Raw genomic sequence first — 20,822 nt, forward strand, 5'->3', positions numbered from 1 at the left:
GGGACTTATTTTTTCTTAGACAATTTTAAACTAATGGCCGGTATTAAATTTTCGTTATTACCTGGTGCCTTTATTCCAAATTCATTCCACTCGCCCATACCGTAAACCATAGTTTTAAAATTTTGGTTCTTTTGATATACCGCAGCGAATGTAGGTGCAAAACGATCTTCTACCACTTTCTTATTTGTAATAGCATGCTTATATGTATTCGTATACCAGTTATAAGGAAGAAAAATCCATTCTAGACCAATATACACACCTTCATCTGGCATTCTTATACCCATACTAGAAAGATCTATAGAGACATAATCTTCTTCTGTAGAACTTTCTAAAATAATGCTTTTACGAATTAAATCATGATCCGGTTTACGTGTTTTTTTATCTACATCATAAACACGTAACCTAAATTTAGATGAAGCTCTTTTAAACTTACTGTTCTGTTGTACATGAATAGTAATTTTCTGTAAATACTTTTTAGCAGCACCTATATTTGGAAAATACAACGCCAATACCCAAGGGGTTTCGGCTGAAGAAAATCCGCTCTTAATACTATATGAACTCACAGGATTCAACACTTGTGAATCTCCTAAGCTTTGAGAAACCACAACTTCTTCAAGCTCAAAAGTTTCTTCTTTCATGTAAATTTTCTTCTTTTCTGAAATTACCCTTGCAGGCATTATCGTGTCTTTAAAACCTAAAGCTGAAATATGCACCTCACGCTCTAAATACGATTCAGGTACATCTATATAAAAATATCCTTCTTCGTCACTAGAGGTTCCTTTAAGCGTTTTTAGAAAACTAATATTAGCATATGGCACAGCAGTTTTCGTTTTATCATCATATACATGCCCTTCTACCAAAACTTCTTGAGCATGACCAACACCCATTATCAATAAAAACAATACTAAACAAATTCTCATTTTAACCTAATTTATTATTGAGTTTGCTCAGTTTAATTTGAGTAAGAATCTTTTTGGTGTACAATGGAAAATCCGCGTTAAGCATCCAACCAAAATAACCTGGTTCTTTTTCTAAAACAGCATGCACTTTTTTACCTTTATGCTTACCAAATGAAAATACCTCTTCACCATCTTCATCTAATGCAATAAAACCGGCAAAATCTACAGATTGCTTTCTTCTTGAAAATTCTGATAGTTTTTTAATATTGTTTTCTAAATCAGGATATCTATCTAACTGAGAAAGCAGCACCTCATAAGTAGCATTGGTATCTGCAGCAGCACTATGGGCATCTGTAAGATTTTTGTCACAATAAAACTTATACGCAGCTTCAAGTGTGCGCTTTTCCATTTTATGAAAAATGGTCTGCACATCTACAGATACCGTATTTTTCATATCAAAATCAATATCTGCACGTAATAGTTCTTCTGCCAATAATGGAATATCAAATCGGTCAGAATTAAATCCGCCTAAATCGCTATCCTTTATAATCTTATAGATTTCTTTAGAAAGCTCTTTAAATGTTGGCTCGTTAGCTACCTTTTCATTGGTAATACCATGAACGGCAATTACCTCTTCTGGTATCTCCATCTCCGGATTCACCAACCATGTTTTACTTTCCTTATTTCCGTTAGGATATACCTTTAATATCGCTATTTCAACAATACGATCTTTTGCTACATTGATCCCAGTTGTCTCTAAATCAAAGAAGCAAATGGGTCTGGTAAGCTTTAATTCCATACAAGTTCTACTTTTAACAAAAATACACTTTCGTTTATTAGGCACATAAAGTTACTTGCGATTAATTTTATTTCTAGATTAAAAAAGTTTAGAAGAACGCTGATCAACTCTATTTTATTTAGCCCAAACTGTTACAAAAACAAACACCCCATTATACATTTTGTATAATGGGGTGTTTGTAATTATAATATGATTCTAGGTTTACACCTCTCTGTTTACATCCCAAGCTTCTAAGTAATCTGCTACAGCTTTTGCGAACATACTACCTAAAGCACCGTTTACAACCCTGTGATCATAACTGTGAGATAAATACATTTTGCTACGTACAGCAATTACATCGCCTTCCGATGTTTCAATAACCGAAGGAATCTTTCTTATAGCACCCAATGCCATAATACCTACCTGTGGCTGATTGATTATTGGAGTTCCAAATACACTACCAAAAGTACCAACATTGGTTACGGTATACGTACCGCCCTGCACCTCATCTGGCTTAAGCTCATTATTTCTAGAACGGTTTGCCAAGTCATTTACAACTTTAGCTATACCCAGTAAATTTAACTGATCGGCATTTTTAATTACTGGTACTATTAAATTACCATCTGGTAATGCTGCCGCCATACCTATATTAATATTCTTCTTTTTTATAACGGTATCACCATCAACAGAAATATTCATCATTGGATATTTCTTCAATGCCATAGCTACGGCCTCCATAAAAATTGGAGTGAACGTAAATTTCTCTCCTTCTCTCTTAAAGAAAGCATCTTTAATTTTATTACGCCATGTAACAATATTGGTTACATCTACTTCTATAAAACTTTGTACATGTGCAGATGTTGTTACACTATCTGTCATATGCTTGGCAATTAATTTGCCCATTCTGGTCATGGGTACTACCTCATCTCCACGAGAAACTTGCATTTTAGGTTTTTCTGGAGCGGGCTTGCTTGCTGGAGTTGGCGCCGGTGCTACTGGTGCTGCTTTAGCCGCAACTTCAGGTACTGCAACTTTCTCTTGTGCAGGTGTTGGCTCTGCAACCTTAACCGGTACCTCTACCCTATCTTGTACAACTACCCTTTCTGGAGCAGCAACTTTTTCAACAGGTTTACTATCTCCGGTTTTAACGTAGTTTAATATATCATCTTTGGTAACCCTACCGTCTTTTCCTGTTCCAGGAATTGTCTCCAGTACTTCAAAAGAAATACCTTCTTCTTTTGCTATGTTCTTAACTAGCGGAGAATAAAAACGATCAGAGGTTCCATTTAACTGAACGGTAGATGTCTCTGCCCTTGCATGCATTACCACTGATTCTGCAGCAGCCACCATTTCTTGTAGAACCGGCTCTGGCTCTTCTACTTCATGAACAGTATCCGCAACATCACTAACATCAACATCCCCTCCTACTTGAATTATTGCAACAGTTTGCCCTACCTCTACAACGTCATCAACATTAAAGCATTTTTCAATTAAAACACCATCAACTTCACTTGGCACTTCACTATCAACCTTATCCGTAGCAATTTCAAAAATGGCCTCATCCATCTCAATCGTATCGCCTACCTCTTTCAACCATGACGTCAATGTTGCTTCTGCAACACTCTCTCCCATACGTGGTAGTTTCAATTCAAATTTTGACATATCGATAATTTAAAGCTTGTTTTGTTTATGTTTTTTGCAAAAATAATAAAATAAATACCTTTTTATTGATATTTAACGAAAAATAGATACTAATCTTGTCTTAACGACCCTTCAAATGGCACTCTATTTAAGATACTTCTTCCAAGAGTGACCTCATCTGCATATTCCAATTCATCGCCAACGGCTATTCCTCTTGCTATCGTAGATGTTTTTACATCTAAGCCCTCTAGTTGTCTAAAAATGTAAAAATTGGTAGTATCGCCCTCCATAGTAGAACTCAACGCAAAAATTAACTCCTTTATTACGCCCTTTCTTACTTTATCAATTAAGGTTCCTATTTTCAGATTTTGGGGACCTATACCTTCCATTGGCGAAATCTTACCACCTAGTACATGATATTTTCCTCTAAACTGACCAGTGTTTTCAATTGCCATTACATCTCTAATATCTTCAACAACACATACCAATGCACTATCTCTCTTAGGATTTGCACATATTTCACACATTGTAGTGTCTGAAATATTGTGGCAATTCTCACAAAATTGAATTCTACCCCTTAAATCTACCAAAGATGTAGAAAGGTTTTCTGTGCGTTGCTCTGGTTGTTTCAACAAGTGCAATACCAAACGTAATGCAGTTCGCTTACCAATACCAGGTAACTGCGAAACTTCATACACTGCGTTTTCCAATAATTTTGATGAAAAATCCATAGGCTAATATGGCCATAAATTTACGATTAAACTTGAAAAGCTAATCGTATAGTTTTCTTAAAATTTAACAAAAACACATATATCATTGACACTATCATTTTCTACACTTCTACTAAATCTATTTTTGTGTTTAATTTAATGGCGATAAATCTCTTTACCGTACCTCATTTAACTTTTTGTAATTTGCCGCAAATTTTACAGCATGAACGCTTCTCATATCTTATTATTGATTACCGGTTACTTCGTTTTACTCTTGGTCATTTCATACTTCACTGGTAAAAATGACTCTAACGAAGATTTCTTTAAGGCCGGTAAACAATCACCTTGGTACTTGGTAGCTTTTGGTATGGTAGGAGCTTCACTTTCTGGGGTAACATTTATTTCTGTACCGGGCTGGGTAGATGTTTCGCAATTTAGTTACATGCAAGTGGTATTTGGGTACTTTCTTGGCTATATGGTTACTGCCTTTGTACTTCTACCTATTTACTACAAACAAAACGTAACTTCTATTTATGAGTACTTAGATAATAGGTTTGGCTTTGTTAGTTATAAAGTAGGTGCAATTTCTTTTTTCATTTCTCGTGTTCTTGGGGCAGCATTTCGTTTGTTCCTAGTCGCTATTGTTTTGCAACAGTTTGTATTCGATGCTTGGAATGTTCCCTTTGAAATTACCGTAATTCTCTCTATTCTACTTATTTGGATCTATACTTTTAAAGGCGGAATAAAGACTATAGTTTGGACGGACACCTTACAGACCTTGTTTATGTTAGTTTCCGTTGGACTCTCTATCTATTTTATATTGGATAAAATGAACTGGACATTCATTGAGTTTTTAAACTCCCCTGAATTAGGACAGTACAGCAAAACATTTTTTACCGATGACCTTTCTTCTAAAAACCATTTGGTAAAATCATTCTTGGGCGGAATGTTCATTACCATTTGTATGACAGGACTTGATCAAGATATGATGCAAAAAAACTTAACGTGTAGAAATCTAGGTGAAGCCCAAAAAAACATGGTTAGCTTTAGTATTGTATTGGTCGTAGTCACTTTTATATTTATGCTATTAGGCGCACTACTTTTCATTTATGCAGATGCACACAGTATTGCGCTACCCTTGATGGACGGGTCTCCCAAATCTGACCTTCTATTTCCTGAAATTGCGCTAAATAGTGGATTAGGCATAACCGTAGCCGTTACTTTTATGTTAGGCTTAATTGCCGCAGCCTACAGTAGTGCCGATAGCGCACTTACTTCGTTGACCACCTCTTTCTGCGTAGATTTTCTTGACACAGAAAAGAAACCTGAACAAGCAGCAAAAAAGATTCGTAGAATTACGCATATTGGCATGAGCGTATTATTGATTCTAGTGGTAATTTCATTTAAGTATATATTGGATAAAAATGTAATTGACGGGCTTCTTACCGTTGCTTCATACACCTATGGTCCATTATTGGGATTATTCTCTTTCGGCATATTTACCAAGCACCAAATTAAGGACAAGTATGTTTGGATCGTAGCCCTAGTTTGTGTGACAATTATTCTTGTTTTAGCTAAGCTACCCAGTTCTTATTTTGGCGGCTACATCTTCGGTTATGAACTTTTACCGTTGAATGGTCTGCTAACCTTTGTAGGATTATGGCTCATTCGTAAAAAAAATACAACTACCAAAATCAAGGATATCGCTTAGTATTGACGAGTTCCCAAAAGCACTAAAGTACACGCTACATCCACCTCTACACCATTGTTTTCTAGTAATTTATAAAACTCAGGGTTTTCGGTTCCGGGATTAAAAATCACCCTTTTTGGAGCTAAAGAAATGATGTGTTGATAATATTCTTCTTGTCTTTTTGGATTTATATATAGGGTAATTGTATGAATATCACTAATTTTGTCTAAAGTATTACTGATATTGACACCAGAAACCTCACCTTCTCTTAAACCATAAGCCAAGGTTTCTACACCCGAATCTACGAGTCGATGTATGGCAATGTTGCTATATCGATTTGGTTTTAAAGAGGCTCCGAACACAAGGGTCTTTTTCATGATAAAAAAATGTTAAAAGTTCACTAATATGTAACTAATCAGACAATATTTCGTCTATTAGTAAAGTTAGATACTCTTACGAGTTTAAAAATATTGTTGGTAACGCTATATGTTTATAGTTAATGGTTAGTGTTTAGTATAGCCTATCAGCATTTGAAGCCCGGCTTCCAATTTATTTTGGAATGTTCGGGTTTCTTTATTTTAAACACTTTGCTAAAAAAAGAACTTCGTATCACAAAAACTCCACTTTACGATAGCAAAACGAATCCTATAGTAACATTTAAAACATAATTACGTCTATTACTTTATATAGGGATGTTTAATAAAGAAGATTGGTTGGTTTTTTCTTATTAAGTAAAACTATATAGCACCCATTGCTTAAGCTATGGGTGCTTTATTTTTACCACTTAATCATAACACTACCCCAAGTAAAACCACTACCAAATGCGGCTAATACCACTAGGTCACCACTTTTTACCTTACCTTCTTCCCAAGCTTCTGTAAGTGCAATAGGAATAGATGCAGCGGTTGTGTTACCATATTTCATAATATTATTGAAAACCTGGTCATCACTAAGCTGAAATTTCTTTTGAATAAATTGAGATATTCTCAAATTGGCTTGATGCGGTACCAATAAATCAATATCGGCTGCATTTAATTTATTTTTCTCCAATCCTTCTACTATGACTTCGCTAAAGCGAACTACAGCATTTTTAAATACAAACTGACCATTCATATGCGGAAAGTAAGATTCATCATTTGGATCATTGTCCTCCATGATATCCGTTACCCATCTATTACCCATACCAGGTGCAATTAAAGATAACTCTTCTGCATGCTGACCTTCTGAATGTAAATGCGTAGACAAAATACCTTTTGTAGTATCTTCTTCTCTAGTCAATACTGCCGCGCCGGCACCATCACCAAAAATTACAGATACTCCCCTACCTCTGGTAGTCATATCCAATCCGTGAGAATGTAATTCTGAACCTATAACAAGTACATTTTTGTACATACCCGTTTTTATATACTGATCTGCAATAGAAATTGCATATACAAAACCAGAACATTGATTACGCACATCTAATGCACCTACGGTTTTAATACCTAAATCTCGTTGCACTAATACACCAGGACCAGGAAAATAATAATCAGGACTCAATGTGGCAAAAACGATAAAATCAATATCGTCTTTATCTATACCTGCTCTTTCAATAGCAATTTTAGCGGCTTTTACACCCATAGTTGTGGTTGTGTCTCCATCACCCTTAACTACATGTCTTCTTTCTTTAATACCGGTTCTTTCTTGAATCCAAGCATCATTAGTATCCATCACTTTTGACAAATCATCGTTTGTCACTACGTTTTCAGGTACATAATGACCTAAGCCGATTATTTTTGAATTATACATAGTAATATTTTAATCCTGATAAACCTCAGGTTGAATTAGTGTTGCAATATAAACAACTATTAAGAAATTTTTATGAAAACATAACGATCATCTAGCTTGCTAGAACAGTAAAATAGTTAGTTTAAATATTTCTTGTAATCGTTTACCTTAATATATGCCTTTAGATCATGTAGTAAATTATAAAGTCCAAAAAATGTACGGTTCATGTACAAAAAGTGCTTTGAACCTCTATTACCGTTCATTTTACGTATTTGCTTATCCGAAGAAAACTGTTCTCCTAAATCTGCTATTTTTCCCCAAAAAACCTCATCGCCAAAATCAAAATCCTCATTATGAAACGGTGATGTAAATAAGCTTAACAATTGGTGAAATATAGATTTAAAAAATAATATATCTTCCGGGGTATCGGTCTGCATTAAGATTTCAAGCTCGTACAGTTTTTCTGTAAATTTTTCATCATCTGATATCACTTCTGCCCTTGCAAGTTCAAAATAAGGAACATAAAAAGAATCTGGTACTTCTTTAATACAACCAAAGTCAATAGCAATAAGTTCTTCTTCTTCATTCACCAAAAAATTACCTGGATGCGGATCGGCATGAACTTTTCGCAACCCATGAATTTGAAACATATAGAAATCCCATAATGCCTGACCCAATTTATTGCCGGTAGCTTGAGAAAAACCAGCTTTTGTAAATTCACTTAAATGCTTTCCTGTCATCCAGTCCATCGTAATAATGCGCTGACTTGAAAGGTCTGTATAATATTCAGGAAAATTAATGTTTGGTATTACTTTGCACGCCTCAGTAATCTCTTTACTTTGAGCTACTTCTAAGATATAATCGGTTTCTTCAACCAATTTATTTTCAACTTCTTTAAAATATTTATCGGAATCTTTTCCTTGTAAATTGAACATACGGATTGCAATAGGTTTCACTATTGCCAAATCGCTACTTATACTTTGGGCAACACCGGGATATTGAATTTTTACAGCTAAGTTCTTACCGTCTTTAGTTGCCTTATGCACCTGACCTATACTGGCAGCGTTTATAGAATCTTTATCGAACGTATCAAAAACATCTTCAGGATATTTATCTAAATACTTTTTAAATGTCTTTCTAACCAATGGAGCAGATAAAGGGGGAACTGAAAATTGTGACAGCGAAAACTTTTCTACATATGCATTTGGCAGTAAATTCTTTTCCATGCTCAGCATCTGTGCAACTTTAAGCGCACTACCCTTCAATGATTTTAATCCGTCATATATGTCTGCGGCATTATCTTCATTCAACTCATCTTTTGTAGTATCCGGATTAATAATTTTCTTACCAATATACTTGGCATAATTACCGCCGATCTTTGCACCGGTCTTTACCAGTTTACTTGCCCGCTCTATTTTTCCGGTAGGTATTTTATCTAAAGTTTTCATGCTGTATGTATTAGATTAGGCAAACTTTTCTTTATAAAGGAATTTTCCAAAATCCAGAATATTCTCTAAAGGTGTATTATCAAATACATCAAAAATGGTATTGACAGATTTTTCAATGGCAACATCTGTTTTTTCAAATGAAGCGGAGTCGTCAGATTTCCAGAAATTCATTAAAAACATGGTTTGCAACCACGCCCCTTCTGAAAATAATTGCGGATTATGCTTCGTAATTTTCAAGTTCTTATCGGCATTACCATCAGCAATTAAGCCTTTTGCATATTCTTTTACATTCTTTCTTAAATCCTTTAATTGTTCTAAACTTTTAAGAGGGCTTGCGGCATTATCCATGACAAACAATACATAACTTCTATTTAAAGTAAGTACTTCAAAAAAGGTGTAAAAGAAGGTGAGCATTTTATCTCTATTCGTAAATTCTTGATACTCGGCATTTTTATGAATAACATTTACCGTGTTTTCAAAGAAAGTATTCCAAATTCCTTTTTTTAGTGCATTGATTGAACCATAGTATAGGTAAAAATCTGATTCTTCAATAGCGTTTACTTTACAGAACTTGTAGACCGTCTTTGGTAATTGCTCGTGCTCAAGCACGTAGTCCATGAACATAGTAATGATTGAATCTTTTGTTACTTTTTTAGCTTTAGCAGACATATCTAATTATTTTATTATAAGGTACGATGCAGATTTCACAGTTAGAAGTTTTTATGAAACATTAGCTTATATTTAATAAAAACGTGCTATCAGGTGATAGCACGTTCCTAAACAACCTAACCAATAAATAATCAACATGTGATTATGCGTAAAATTCTTTTTCATAGCAATTTTTCATAATCACATTACAAATATACATTATGTTTAACTTTTTTAAACATTAATTAAACAAAAATATTTGTTAAACTTTCTCACGACCAAAACTGTCAGTTTGTCACAATAATCTATTGTGGTATTTTTTTTGACCAATAGCAACGAACAATCATTATTAACAATGGCCGCACTGACTGTGGCATAAAAAATATAAGAAATGGCAACAGGTAAAATTAATGTGTCCGTAGACAACATTTTTCCACTGATCAAGAAGTTCTTGTACAGTGATCATGAAATTTTTCTAAGAGAATTAATTTCAAACGCAACAGATGCAACCTTAAAAATGAAGCACTTGACCACTATTGGCGAGGCAAAGGTTGAATATGGTAACCCTATAATAGAGGTTAAAGCAGATAAAGAAGGAAAAAAACTGCATATCATTGACCAAGGTCTTGGTATGACAGAAGAAGAAGTTAAGAAATATATTAACGAAGTAGCCTTTTCTGGCGCTGAAGAGTTCTTGAATAAATATGAAGACTCTGCTAAAGATTCAGGAATTATAGGTCATTTTGGACTTGGATTCTATTCTGCCTTTATGGTTGCCCATAAAGTAGAGATTATTACCAAGAGTTTTAAAGATGAACCAGCGGTTCATTGGTCTTGTGACGGTTCTCCTGAATTTATCATGGAGCCTGCTGAAAAAGAAACCCGTGGTACAGAAATTATTCTTCATATAGCAGATGACTCTACCGAGTTTTTAGAAGATGGTAAAATAAACGAGCTATTAAGTAAGTACAACAAGTTTATGCCTATTCCGATTAAATTTGGAATGAAGACTGAAACCTTACCAAAACCTGAAGGGGCAAAAGAAGAAGATCCTGCACCAACACAAGAGGTTGACAATATTATTAACAACCCTAGCCCAGCATGGACAAAGCAACCTGCAGATTTAAAGCCAGAAGACTATAAAAGTTTTTATAGAGAGCTCTACCCAATGCAGTTTGAAGAGCCTTTGTTCCATATTCATTTAAATGTAGACTATCCTTTTAACCTTACGGGTATTCTATATTTTCCAAAACTTTCTAACGACTTAAATCAACAGAAAGACAGAATTCAACTATACCAAAACCAGGTATTCGTAACTGATAATGTAGAAGGTATTGTTCCTGAATTCTTGACTATGTTACGTGGTGTTATTGATTCTCCAGACATTCCGTTAAATGTATCTCGTTCATATTTACAGGCTGATGGTGCCGTGAAGAAAATATCTTCTTACATCACTAGAAAGGTAGCCGACAAAATGAACTCACTGTTCAAAAATGACCGTGCCGAGTTTGAAGCGAAGTGGAACGATATTAAAATTGTTATTGAATACGGAATGCTTTCTGAAGATAAGTTCTTTGACAAAGCAGATAAGTTTGCCCTTTACCCAACAGTAGATGGTTCTTACTTTACGTTTGAAGAGTTACAAGAGAAAATAAAAGACACACAAACAGACAAAGACGGAAAAACCGTTATTCTTTATGCATCTGACAAAGAAGCGCAACACAGTTACATTGAAACTGCGAAGGCTAAAGGTTATGAAGTATTGTTATTAGATTCGCCAATTATCGGTCACTTAATGCAAAAGCTAGAAGGTTCTAAAGAGAATATTTCTTTTGCTCGTGTAGATGCTGATCATATTGACAAATTGATTCAGAAAGAAGAAACTCAAATCTCTAAATTATCTGACGATGAAAAAGAGACTTTGAAGAAAGAGTTGGAAGAAGCAATTACAGATAAAAGCTTTACAGTTCAGCTAGAAGCTATGGATAGTGATTCTTCACCTTTCACGATTACTGAGCCTGAGTTTATGCGTCGTATGAAAGAAATGCAACAAACCGGCGGTGGCGGTGGTATGTTTGGTATGGGTGCCATGCCAGAAATGTACAATCTTATTGTAAATACCAATCACCCATTGGTTAGTGAGTTTTTAAATACAAAGACAGCAAAGAAAAAAGAGCGATTGATCAATCAATCACTAGACTTGGCGAAGTTATCTAAAGGCTTACTTAAAGGTAAAGCTTTAACTGAGTTTATTAAGCGTAGCTACGAGATGGTGAAGTAATTTCCATTTCCTATAATTTTTAAGAAAAGCCACTACATTTTTTGTAGTGGCTTTTTTGTTAAATGTTGTTATCTTTCAATTGAGAAACCACTGACCAAATGAAAAACGACTACCGTAGTAATCAATTTAAAGAACTACTGAATAACCTACAACAAGAAAGCTGGCAACTAGAACTCATTATTTCTGGTTTTGCCATTTACGGTTTAATAGCTGGTTATGATTCTATAGATATAGAATTATTAAAAGCTGTTCAAAAAGAGGAAGGTTTTAATAGTTTCATGTTAAGCACGCTTTTAACCAGTATGCTAATTTTAATAATAATATTGTTAACTCATGTAGTAATTAGAGGTTTATGGATTGGCGCTATAGGATTAAGATATGTTTCTGGAGATATCGATTATAGAAATTTAAACTACTCCGAAAAATTCACCTCCTTCCTAAAAAATAAAGTAGGCGCATTTGACCATTATATTTCTAGACTTGAGAATATTTGTAGCACCTTATTTGCCTTAGCCTTCCTAATGATTTTCTATTTGATTTCATTTTTTATGGTTCTGGGTTTTTTTGTAATTAGCGTAAATTATTTAGAAGGTCTACAAGCAATCTCTCATTCCCTACAAACAACAATTGAAACTATTTATTATGCTTTATACATCACTTGTATTACTATTTTACTAATAGATTTTATAGGTGCTGGTATTTTAAAAAAATACAAATGGACATCAATAATATACTATCCAATTTACAGGGTATTTAGCTACATAACACTCTCGTTTTTATACAGACCCTTAGTATATAATTTCTTAGACCAGAAAAAAGCACGTTGGATCGGTATATTAATAGTACCCGTTTATTTTATTGTTTCATTTTTTTCTTCCGGTTTTGGTACGTTACGGTCTAACTATCTTGATCATGACCAAAGTACTTCGCAACAATTTACAGGTAAAGAAAACTATGAAGACCAATTATTGAAAGATACTGATATGGTAAATTTTGCCTCAATACCTGCTAAAATCATAGAAAAATCTTATTTACCAATATTTATAAGCTACACTAATTATATGGAAGATGCTGTTTTTAAAAATGATTCTACGCTATTACCCGAAGAAGACGAAAGGGGGTTTGGGTTTCACTTATCTAACATGCAGTCGGCTTCAGGTTTAGTTAATTTTCAAGTTGCACCAATAGACAATCTTGAAAATCAATCTAAATATTTAAAAGTATTCGATTCTATTTTCGAACTTCAAATAGACTCGAAAAAACAAGTTTATAATTTTAATTTGACTAAAAATAAACAAGAACAGTTTGGTTTTGAAACCATATTAGATTTAAAAGAGTTACCAAGAGGAAAACATTTTTTAAGGATACTTGGACCGGACGAGAAGAAAAAAGGTGTTTTTGAAAAAGATACACTAATAACTATTCCTTTTTGGTATTATCCTCTGAATAGCTCACATCAAAATAAAAATGAAATCCTAATAGATTCTACATCATTAAATTAATCCAATCTACTGTTCAAGTTTACATAAAATAAAAATCTTCCTTTCAAAAAAAATCCATAAGCTACTACATTTTTTGTAGTGGCTTTTTTGTTAAATGTTGTTATCTTTCAGCAAAGAAATTACTCATGGAATACAACTCGCCGAAGTTTAAAAAGTGGTTAGATACATTACAGCAAGAAAGCTGGCAGTTAGAATTGATTATTTCGGGGTTTGCAATCTACGGTTTGTTTGCTGCCTATGGACCTTTGGAAATTAATGGTTCAACTGCAATAATTTCCGGAAATATTTTTGAAATAATATTTTGGGGAATGCCTATCTTTTGTTGCCAAATAATGATTTTTAATTTGGTCTTACATGTTTTATTAAGAGGTTTATGGATTGGTGCTATAGGATTAAGATATGTATCTGGAGATATTGAGTACGACAAACTTAATTACTCTGAAAAATTCACTACTTATCTTGAAAAAAAAGTTGGTTCATTTGACGAATACATTTGCAAATTAGAAACATATTGCAGCGTCATTTTTGCGGTTTCATTTTTATTGGTATTTTATGTGATAGGCTTTTTTACGGTAACTTTAAGTCTAGGATTAATAGTTGAAACGATAGGTTTATTAAGTTTTTTACCAGAATCGGTTATTTCCTTTTTTCAAAAAACAATTAATATTATAATATTAACTTCTGCATTAATTGTTTTCATTGACTTTTTAGGTCAAGGATTCCTTAAAAAAAGAAAGTGGACATCTAAATTATATTTCCCCATTTATTGGATATTCAGCAAACTGACCTTATCTTTTTTATATCGTCCTTTAACTTATAACTTTTTGGATAACAAATTAGGTCGAAAATTAGGATTGTTGTTATTACCTGTTTATCTAATTATAATTTTATTATCAGGTTTTACTAATAATAGTTCAAACTATATACAATTCATAGAAGAATCTTCTGAACATTATTCCAATAAATCGAATTACGAAAATGAATTAAACGAACCAGATGAGTTTATTGATTTCGCATCAATTCCTTCAAAAGTTGTAAACACTCCATATCTACGAGTATTCATAGTTTTCAATAAAATTAAAGAGGAATTTGTATTCGATAAGAATAAAGATTTAAAACCCGAAAACGATATCATAGGATTCAGTCATACTATTATAGATGAAATGAAAAAAGACCAAATTAATATAGAAGGGAATCTAGACATTAAAATTGACCAATATCTTTCTACCTTGGAAGAATTATATACCCTAAAAATAGATTCAACTAAAATAGATTATACATTCACAATTAGTAAAAACGCAAAAGACAGAATTGGCTTTGAAACTTATTTAAATATCAGGAATTTAGAAGACGGCAAACATCTATTAAAAATCATAGGTCCTTCAAGAAAAAATCACAGAGACACCACAGAAATACTTGATTTAGCTACCATCCCCTTCTGGTACTTCCCAGAAAACAGAATCCCATCAATTAACCAACATAACGGTGAATTACAAGACACCGTGACAACCAACTAAGACACATTCGCAAACTACTGAATTTAGAAATAAGCAAAAACAGACGAATAAATCATAGTTTACTAATAATTACACTACGTTTTTAACCGATTTAATAATAGTTTGGTCAACTTTAGTAAGACCCATTACTATAATTACTAGTGCTTTTTTTATCTTCACCATATGAAGGTGATTTCAACAAACATAGGAGACGCAGTTACTTTTGAATGGAACGGTGCTACTGAGCAAACCGGTATCTTCAAATACCCAACTTCTAAGGCCTTATTTCTCACTAAAAATGATGTCAAAGATGACACTGTTATAGACCGTGTACATCACGGCGGCGTACATAAAGCATGTTATCTCTTTTCTGCCGATTACTATGATTATTGGAAACAACTTTACCCTGAACTAGAATGGGATTGGGGGATGTTCGGGGAAAACCTAACCGTTGAAGGTCTTGATGAATCTAAAATTCGTGTTGGCGATATATACAAAATAGGTAATGCCTTAGTACAAGTATCACAACCGCGAGAGCCTTGCTATAAACTAGGTATCCGCTTTGGCACACAAAAAATACTAAAAGAATTTATTACACATAATCATCCTGGCACCTACGTAAAAATTCTAGAAGAAGGTCTTGTATCAGCCGGAGATGAATTTATACTAGTAGAACAATCTAGAAATACATTTACCACACAACAATTTTATGAATTGATTTTTGCAAAAGAAAAATCTAAAAATTTGCTTGAACTTTTCATGAGCAATGAAGCTGTACCACAATATAAAAAGGACAGGTTCAAGAAATACCTATCATAATTTTAATACACAAGTAATGAAAAATATTATTATAGCATTTGCCCTCATCCTTGGGCTACATACTCAAGCGCAACTAAGAACGAATGGGGATATTTCTTCTAACCCAACTATGCACAACATTGGGTTCATGACCCTATTGGCGCATTATTATGATGACGGATTAAAACTGAATCCGTTAAACGCCACTTTTCAAGGTAACAATAAATACAACGACACCTTACCTAATTTTCTTTCTGACAGTTATAAGAAAGAACTGGTCAATTACTACCAAACCTATTTAGAGAGAGCTGAAAAATTTGACAATGCACAACTTTCTGAAAGTGAATTGATGTCCAAATCCATTTTAAAATGGGAATGTGAAATTAATTTAGAGGGGCTTGCTTTTGAACAGTACACACCAATTGATCAAATGTGGTCTATGAACCTAATGATAGGGCAATTAGCAGGTGGTACCAGTGCTCAACCATTTAACACCACAGAAGATTATATAAATTGGAGCAAGCGTTTAGAAGATTACGCAGTGTGGTTGCATTCTGCAAAATCTAAAATGCAAGCAGGTATAAAGGCTAAAAATGTATTACCCAAATCTCTAATTAAAAAAGTATTGCCACAACTAGCTAGTGTTGCAACTACTGAGCTTAAAGAAAACCTGTTCTATTCTCCTATCAATAACTTTCCTGCTGATTTTTCAGATTCTGACAAAAAGAAATTGACTGAAGATTATACAGCAGTAATCACCAATAAAATAATACCAGCATATAAAGAATTATATGATTTTATGGCTACCGACTATTTAGATGCCGGTAGAGAAACTAGTGGTATTCAAGGTATACCAAATGGCGATGCATATTACGCGCATCAAATTAAGCTATATACAACAACTAACATGACGGCTTCAGAAATTCATGAAATCGGATTGAAAGAAGTGGCTAGAATCAGTGCTGAAATGGAAGCTGTTAAAAAACAAGTTGGTTTCAAAGGTGATCTTAAAGCATTTTTCAATGAGGTACGTAATAAAAAAGAGTTAATGCCTTTTAAAGATCCACAAGAGGTTATTGCCAATTTTAATGACATTCATAAGAGAATGATGCCCAAGGTAAATGCTTTATTTAGCAAGCAGCCTAAAACTCCTTTTGAGGTAAGACGTACAGAGGCTTTTAGAGAGGCATCTGCCAGCGCAGAATATAATCCAGGATCTTTAGACGGAACCAGACCTGGTATTTTTTATGTTCCTATTCCAGATGTTACTTCGTACAATACGTATTCTGATGAAGATTTATTCTTACATGAAGCAATTCCTGGTCATCACTTTCAAATTTCACTTACACAAGAAAATGAAAATCTACCACAATTTAGAAAAACGTTATGGTACAGTGCTTACGGAGAAGGTTGGGCATTATACACAGAATCGTTAGGTAAAGAATTAGGTCTTTATACTGATCCATATCAGTACTTTGGTATGCTTGGGGCAGAAATGCACCGTGCAGTTCGTTTAGTAGTAGACACAGGTTTACATTCTAAAGGATGGTCCAGAGAAAAAGCAATTCAATATTCTTTAGATAACGAGGCTGAATCTGAGGCTAGCATTACTGCAGAAATAGAAAGATACATGGCAAATCCTGGTCAGGCACTTTCTTATAAAATAGGTCAGCTTAAAATTATGGAGCTTCGCGCCAAAGCTGAAGCTAATCTTGGTAAAGACTTTGATATTAAAGTGTTTCACGAAAAGGTGTTAGAAGTTGGCTGTGTTCCTTTAGCAATACTTGAAGAAAAGATAATGAATTGGATTTCAGCAAATACCAAAGCTTAAATTTTAAACCTTAAAAATACGTATGACTTATCCGTGGCACTTATATGTAATGGGCGCAATTTACATTTTTGCGGGCATTATGCATTTTATTAGACCTAAGGTCTACCTTAGAATTATGCCACGCTACCTACCTGCTCACAAAACTCTGGTCTTATTAAGTGGTGTGGCAGAGGTTTTATTAGGTATGGGTCTATTCTTTAAAGAAACAAAAGACCTATCTATTTATGGAATTATAGCAATGCTTACCGTATTCTTATTGGTACATTTTTATATGTTATCCGGTAAAAAGGCAAGTGCCGGTGTTCCTAAATGGTTACTGTTATTAAGGTTGCCAATACAGTTTATATTAATGTACTGGGCTTTCATTTACTTGAAAGTATAGAAAACAAAAAAGGGGACGCTCCCGTCCCCTTCTTAAAATCAACTTAAATCAACTTAATTAACAACAAACTCTTCAGTATATGTTTTACCTGCAGACTTAACGGTTACCGTATAAGTTCCAGGGAAAGCATCTGTGAAATTGAATGCTTTCTCAACAATCAATTCATCTGCTACTTCTTGTGTAAATACTGTTCTACTTTCTGTATCGTATATCTTAATAGACATGTCTGCTCTATCTAAGTTTAAATAGTTCATGAAGATCATGTTATTTGTCTTTCTAAAGAAAGGCTTAATCTCTTCATCAGATTCTACGATTTTCACATTATCGTTATCTAAAACGATTGTATATGAATATGCTGTCATATTATCATCGGCAGATAAGAAGTATACTCCATCTGACAAATCTTTAAGATTTAATTTCTTGCTAAACTGACCTTCGGTCATCTTTTCTGAATAAATTACATTTAAATCAGAATCCATTAACTTAACCTGAACACCCTTAGTAGATGCATTCATAGTTAAAACCACACTCTTGGCTTTACCTGCAGATAATAGGTTTAATTTCGGCTCTCTTGCCATGCCTGCTACTGTAGCGAACATAAAGGCAACAACTGTTGTGAATTTTACTAGGTTTTTCATAATATAAATTATTTAAGGGTTAATGATAATTTACACTACAAAAATACAGCCGTTATAAAGCTCTCACTACATCATATTTTCCCAATTTATGTGCTATTTTAACCACCTTGCATAGTCATTATTACCCTTTAGTTAAGATTCCACATATTTTGGTTAATTTTGTAAAGAACATACAAAATAGAAGGTTTAATTTTATAGTATAATCCCCTTGCATCATGGTAAAACAGAAACCTACATTTGAAGCTATTAAGCCAGATTTTGGTCATTCTTTTACTTATCAAAAGTTTGATGAGCATAAACTGAACAAAAATAACCTTTGGCACTACCATCCAGAACTTGAATTGGTATATGTAAACGGCGGGTCTGGTAAAAGACAAATTGGTAGTCATGTATCTTACTACACAAACGGCGACCTTATATTAATAGGAAGCAATCTACCTCATTGTGGTTTTACGGATGCACTAACCGGTAATACCAGTGAAACTGTGGTACAAATGAAATTAGATTTTTTAGGACCAGATTTCTTTGCGCTTCCTGAGATGAAAAAAATTCAAAGCTTGTTCAACAGTGCTAGTGGCGGAATTGCTTTTTCTGGAAAAACTAAAAGAAAGATTGGCGATAAGATGGAAGTTCTAGAATATCAGACAGATTTTCAAAGATTACTATCTATCCTTAATATATTAAATGAACTGGGCAATTCTGATGATATGCGATTATTGAATGCTGAAGGATTTTCTTTTACCACCGATGTTAAAGATAATGACCGTATTAATATTGTATTCAATCACGTTAAAAATAATTTTAAAGAAGAGTTGACGCTAGAAGAGATATCTTCTATGGTAAGTATGACCATACCCTCTTTCTGTAGGTACTTTAAAAAAATTACAAATAAGACCTTTGTGCAATTCGTTAATGAATATAGATTAGTGCATGCTTCTAAACTTCTTGCTGAAAAGCCTATGAGTATTACTGAGGTTTGTTTTGAATGTGGATTCAATAACTTTTCTCACTTCAACAAATCTTTTAAAGCATTTACAGGTCAAAATCCGTCGGAGTACAGAAATGAATTAAAGAATGTTTTAGTGTAATTCTTATACCTTATATATAGTACTATATTTTTAAAGCTTCCGAATGGTGATTTTTTACACCATCTGGAAGCTTTTTTTATCCATTTCTTATTGAGTTATAAAAAAATGGATACGCATTCTTCACAATATATTTTCATGTAGTACCTTTATATCGCTATGATAAAAGAATTTACAGAAAGAGAATTAGACCGTATTATTGAAATGGCATGGGAAGACCGTACGCCATTTGAAGCCATAACTTTTCAATTTGGCATTTGCGAACAAGAGACTATTGAGGTCATGCGTCGCGAAATGAAACCAAGTAGTTTTAGAATGTGGCGTAAACGTGTACAAGGCCGTGCTACAAAACATGCCAAATTGCGCTCAGATGATACTGATAGATTTAGATGTTCCCGACAAAGAAATATTTCCGGAAATAAAATATCTAAACGATAGTTTATAATCTTATTTAAAGGTCTCGTTTAGAACGGCTGCTAATCTAACTCCGCCTTTTTGCAACTGATCTTCAACGGTATGCCACCAATCATAACTATAACGGTAGCTTAGTTTTTCACCTGGATCAACAGAGGCGTAAACTTTCTCTGCCAATAAATGAGATTCTTCTACCCAATCTAATAAGCTACCGCTTTGTAGAAATTTTATTTGTTGCTTTGACATTTCAGGGTATTCAATTGCAAGCTCTGTAAAGCTCATTCCGTTTTCGTTAATAAGATTTGAATCCCACACCCTATGTAAATTAGTACCACTACCAAACCATTGCAATTGTATATCATTACCGCCTTTATCTTCTGCCCTACCTACGTGCATAGGTTGGTGTAGATCACCAATTAAATGAACTAAGAATTTTAGGTAGAAAGCTTTGTCTTCTTTGCTGCTATTTTCGTCTTTTATAACTTCTATACAGGTATTGACACCTTGTACCAAATCTCCATACTCGTTCTTCTCTATTTCAGCGTAAGTCTTACCAAAAGGAATATTTACATAATGCCACGCACTGAATTTACGGTATGATCTATCAGATTTTATTTCATCAGCAAAATTAGCAACGGCAGCCAAGCTCTCCCCATCCAACAAATCTTCAATAGCGCGTTTTGCTTTTTTGCTTAAATGCTGTTCTGCAACTTCACCAACAACCCTATGACCGGTTTTTGACCAATACATATCATTTGCAAAAGTGAAATTAGATACTAAAAGCAGTAAAATAATATAATTCTTCATCACTAAA

The 20,822-nt window shown here is 33.9% G+C and carries 19 protein-coding genes; 9 read left to right on the forward strand and 10 right to left on the reverse strand.

Annotated elements, in window-relative coordinates:
* Positions 1–5: 5 nt before the first annotated feature.
* The 4 genes from PXD56_RS17850 to recR all read right to left on the reverse strand — a co-directional run bounded on the left by PXD56_RS17850 (position 6) and on the right by recR (position 4,049).
* On the reverse strand, positions 6–920 hold the full coding sequence (locus PXD56_RS17850) for a carboxypeptidase-like regulatory domain-containing protein (RefSeq protein ID WP_276494687.1): 915 nt from the start codon (positions 918–920) through the stop codon (positions 6–8).
* 1 nt (position 921) lies between these two features.
* The gene (locus tag PXD56_RS17855) at positions 922–1,698 is read right to left on the reverse strand and encodes a 3'-5' exonuclease (protein ID WP_276494688.1); all 777 of its coding nucleotides are present in this window, start codon (positions 1,696–1,698) and stop codon (positions 922–924) included.
* Positions 1,699–1,899: 201 nt separating this feature from the next.
* Entirely contained in the window at positions 1,900–3,339 is a 1,440-nt protein-coding gene (locus PXD56_RS17860; protein ID WP_276494689.1) for a dihydrolipoamide acetyltransferase family protein, read from the reverse strand.
* 89 nt (positions 3,340–3,428) lie between these two features.
* Complete coding sequence (gene recR, locus PXD56_RS17865) at positions 3,429–4,049, reverse strand: recombination mediator RecR (protein WP_276494690.1); 621 nt, start codon at positions 4,047–4,049, stop codon at positions 3,429–3,431.
* Positions 4,050–4,251: 202 nt separating this feature from the next.
* On the opposite strand from recR, the gene PXD56_RS17870 reads away from it, so the two are divergent.
* The gene (locus PXD56_RS17870) at positions 4,252–5,739 is read left to right on the forward strand and encodes a sodium:solute symporter (RefSeq protein ID WP_276494691.1); all 1,488 of its coding nucleotides are present in this window, start codon (positions 4,252–4,254) and stop codon (positions 5,737–5,739) included.
* On the opposite strand, the gene PXD56_RS17875 is transcribed toward PXD56_RS17870, so the two are convergent.
* From PXD56_RS17875 to PXD56_RS17890, 4 genes are all read right to left on the reverse strand, one after another.
* Positions 5,736–6,095, reverse strand: a complete 360-nt coding sequence (locus PXD56_RS17875; protein WP_276494692.1) for a CoA-binding protein — start codon at positions 6,093–6,095, stop codon at positions 5,736–5,738. The two genes, PXD56_RS17870 and PXD56_RS17875, sit on opposite strands and share 4 nt — an antisense overlap.
* Positions 6,096–6,495: 400 nt before the next feature.
* A complete protein-coding gene (locus PXD56_RS17880; RefSeq protein ID WP_276494693.1) occupies positions 6,496–7,506 on the reverse strand; it encodes a 3-oxoacyl-ACP synthase III family protein in 1,011 nt (336 codons plus the stop codon).
* A 116-nt stretch (positions 7,507–7,622) separates the two neighbouring features.
* Entirely contained in the window at positions 7,623–8,933 is a 1,311-nt protein-coding gene (locus PXD56_RS17885) for an ABC1 kinase family protein (protein WP_276494694.1), read from the reverse strand.
* 15 nt (positions 8,934–8,948) lie between these two features.
* The gene (locus PXD56_RS17890; protein WP_276494695.1) at positions 8,949–9,602 is read right to left on the reverse strand and encodes a TetR family transcriptional regulator C-terminal domain-containing protein; all 654 of its coding nucleotides are present in this window, start codon (positions 9,600–9,602) and stop codon (positions 8,949–8,951) included.
* A 370-nt stretch (positions 9,603–9,972) separates the two neighbouring features.
* Between PXD56_RS17890 and htpG the strand changes: the two genes are divergently transcribed.
* The 6 genes from htpG to PXD56_RS17920 all read left to right on the forward strand — a co-directional run bounded on the left by htpG (position 9,973) and on the right by PXD56_RS17920 (position 17,871).
* Positions 9,973–11,862, forward strand: a complete 1,890-nt coding sequence (gene htpG, locus PXD56_RS17895; protein WP_276494696.1) for a molecular chaperone HtpG — start codon at positions 9,973–9,975, stop codon at positions 11,860–11,862.
* 98 nt (positions 11,863–11,960) lie between these two features.
* Positions 11,961–13,364 carry a hypothetical protein gene (locus PXD56_RS17900; protein ID WP_276494697.1) on the forward strand — a complete coding sequence of 468 codons (1,404 nt, stop codon included), beginning with the start codon at positions 11,961–11,963 and terminating at the stop codon, positions 13,362–13,364.
* A 125-nt stretch (positions 13,365–13,489) separates the two neighbouring features.
* Positions 13,490–14,881, forward strand: coding sequence for a hypothetical protein (locus PXD56_RS17905; protein WP_276494698.1), 1,392 nt, complete (start codon positions 13,490–13,492; stop codon positions 14,879–14,881).
* A gap of 162 nt (positions 14,882–15,043) precedes the next feature.
* Entirely contained in the window at positions 15,044–15,679 is a 636-nt protein-coding gene (locus PXD56_RS17910) for an MOSC domain-containing protein (protein WP_276494699.1), read from the forward strand.
* A 16-nt stretch (positions 15,680–15,695) separates the two neighbouring features.
* A complete protein-coding gene (locus tag PXD56_RS17915; RefSeq protein WP_276494700.1) occupies positions 15,696–17,489 on the forward strand; it encodes a DUF885 domain-containing protein in 1,794 nt (597 codons plus the stop codon).
* A gap of 22 nt (positions 17,490–17,511) precedes the next feature.
* Positions 17,512–17,871, forward strand: a complete 360-nt coding sequence (locus PXD56_RS17920) for a DoxX family protein (RefSeq protein WP_276494701.1) — start codon at positions 17,512–17,514, stop codon at positions 17,869–17,871.
* Between the two features lie 53 nt (positions 17,872–17,924).
* On the opposite strand, the gene PXD56_RS17925 is transcribed toward PXD56_RS17920, so the two are convergent.
* A complete protein-coding gene (locus PXD56_RS17925; protein WP_276494702.1) occupies positions 17,925–18,509 on the reverse strand; it encodes a hypothetical protein in 585 nt (194 codons plus the stop codon).
* A gap of 215 nt (positions 18,510–18,724) precedes the next feature.
* Between PXD56_RS17925 and PXD56_RS17930 the strand changes: the two genes are divergently transcribed.
* Positions 18,725–19,597, forward strand: a complete 873-nt coding sequence (locus PXD56_RS17930) for an AraC family transcriptional regulator (RefSeq protein WP_276494703.1) — start codon at positions 18,725–18,727, stop codon at positions 19,595–19,597.
* Between the two features lie 156 nt (positions 19,598–19,753).
* Positions 19,754–20,032: a TIGR03643 family protein gene (locus PXD56_RS17935; protein WP_276494704.1), complete on the forward strand. Its 279-nt coding sequence runs from the start codon at positions 19,754–19,756 to the stop codon at positions 20,030–20,032.
* Between the two features lie 9 nt (positions 20,033–20,041).
* Here PXD56_RS17935 and PXD56_RS17940 read toward each other — a convergent pair whose 3' ends face one another.
* Positions 20,042–20,815: a S1/P1 nuclease gene (locus tag PXD56_RS17940; RefSeq protein ID WP_276494705.1), complete on the reverse strand. Its 774-nt coding sequence runs from the start codon at positions 20,813–20,815 to the stop codon at positions 20,042–20,044.
* Between the last annotated feature and the right edge of the window lie 7 nt (positions 20,816–20,822).

Source organism: Maribacter zhoushanensis (assembly GCF_029350975.1).
GTDB classification, from domain to species: domain Bacteria; phylum Bacteroidota; class Bacteroidia; order Flavobacteriales; family Flavobacteriaceae; genus Maribacter; species Maribacter zhoushanensis.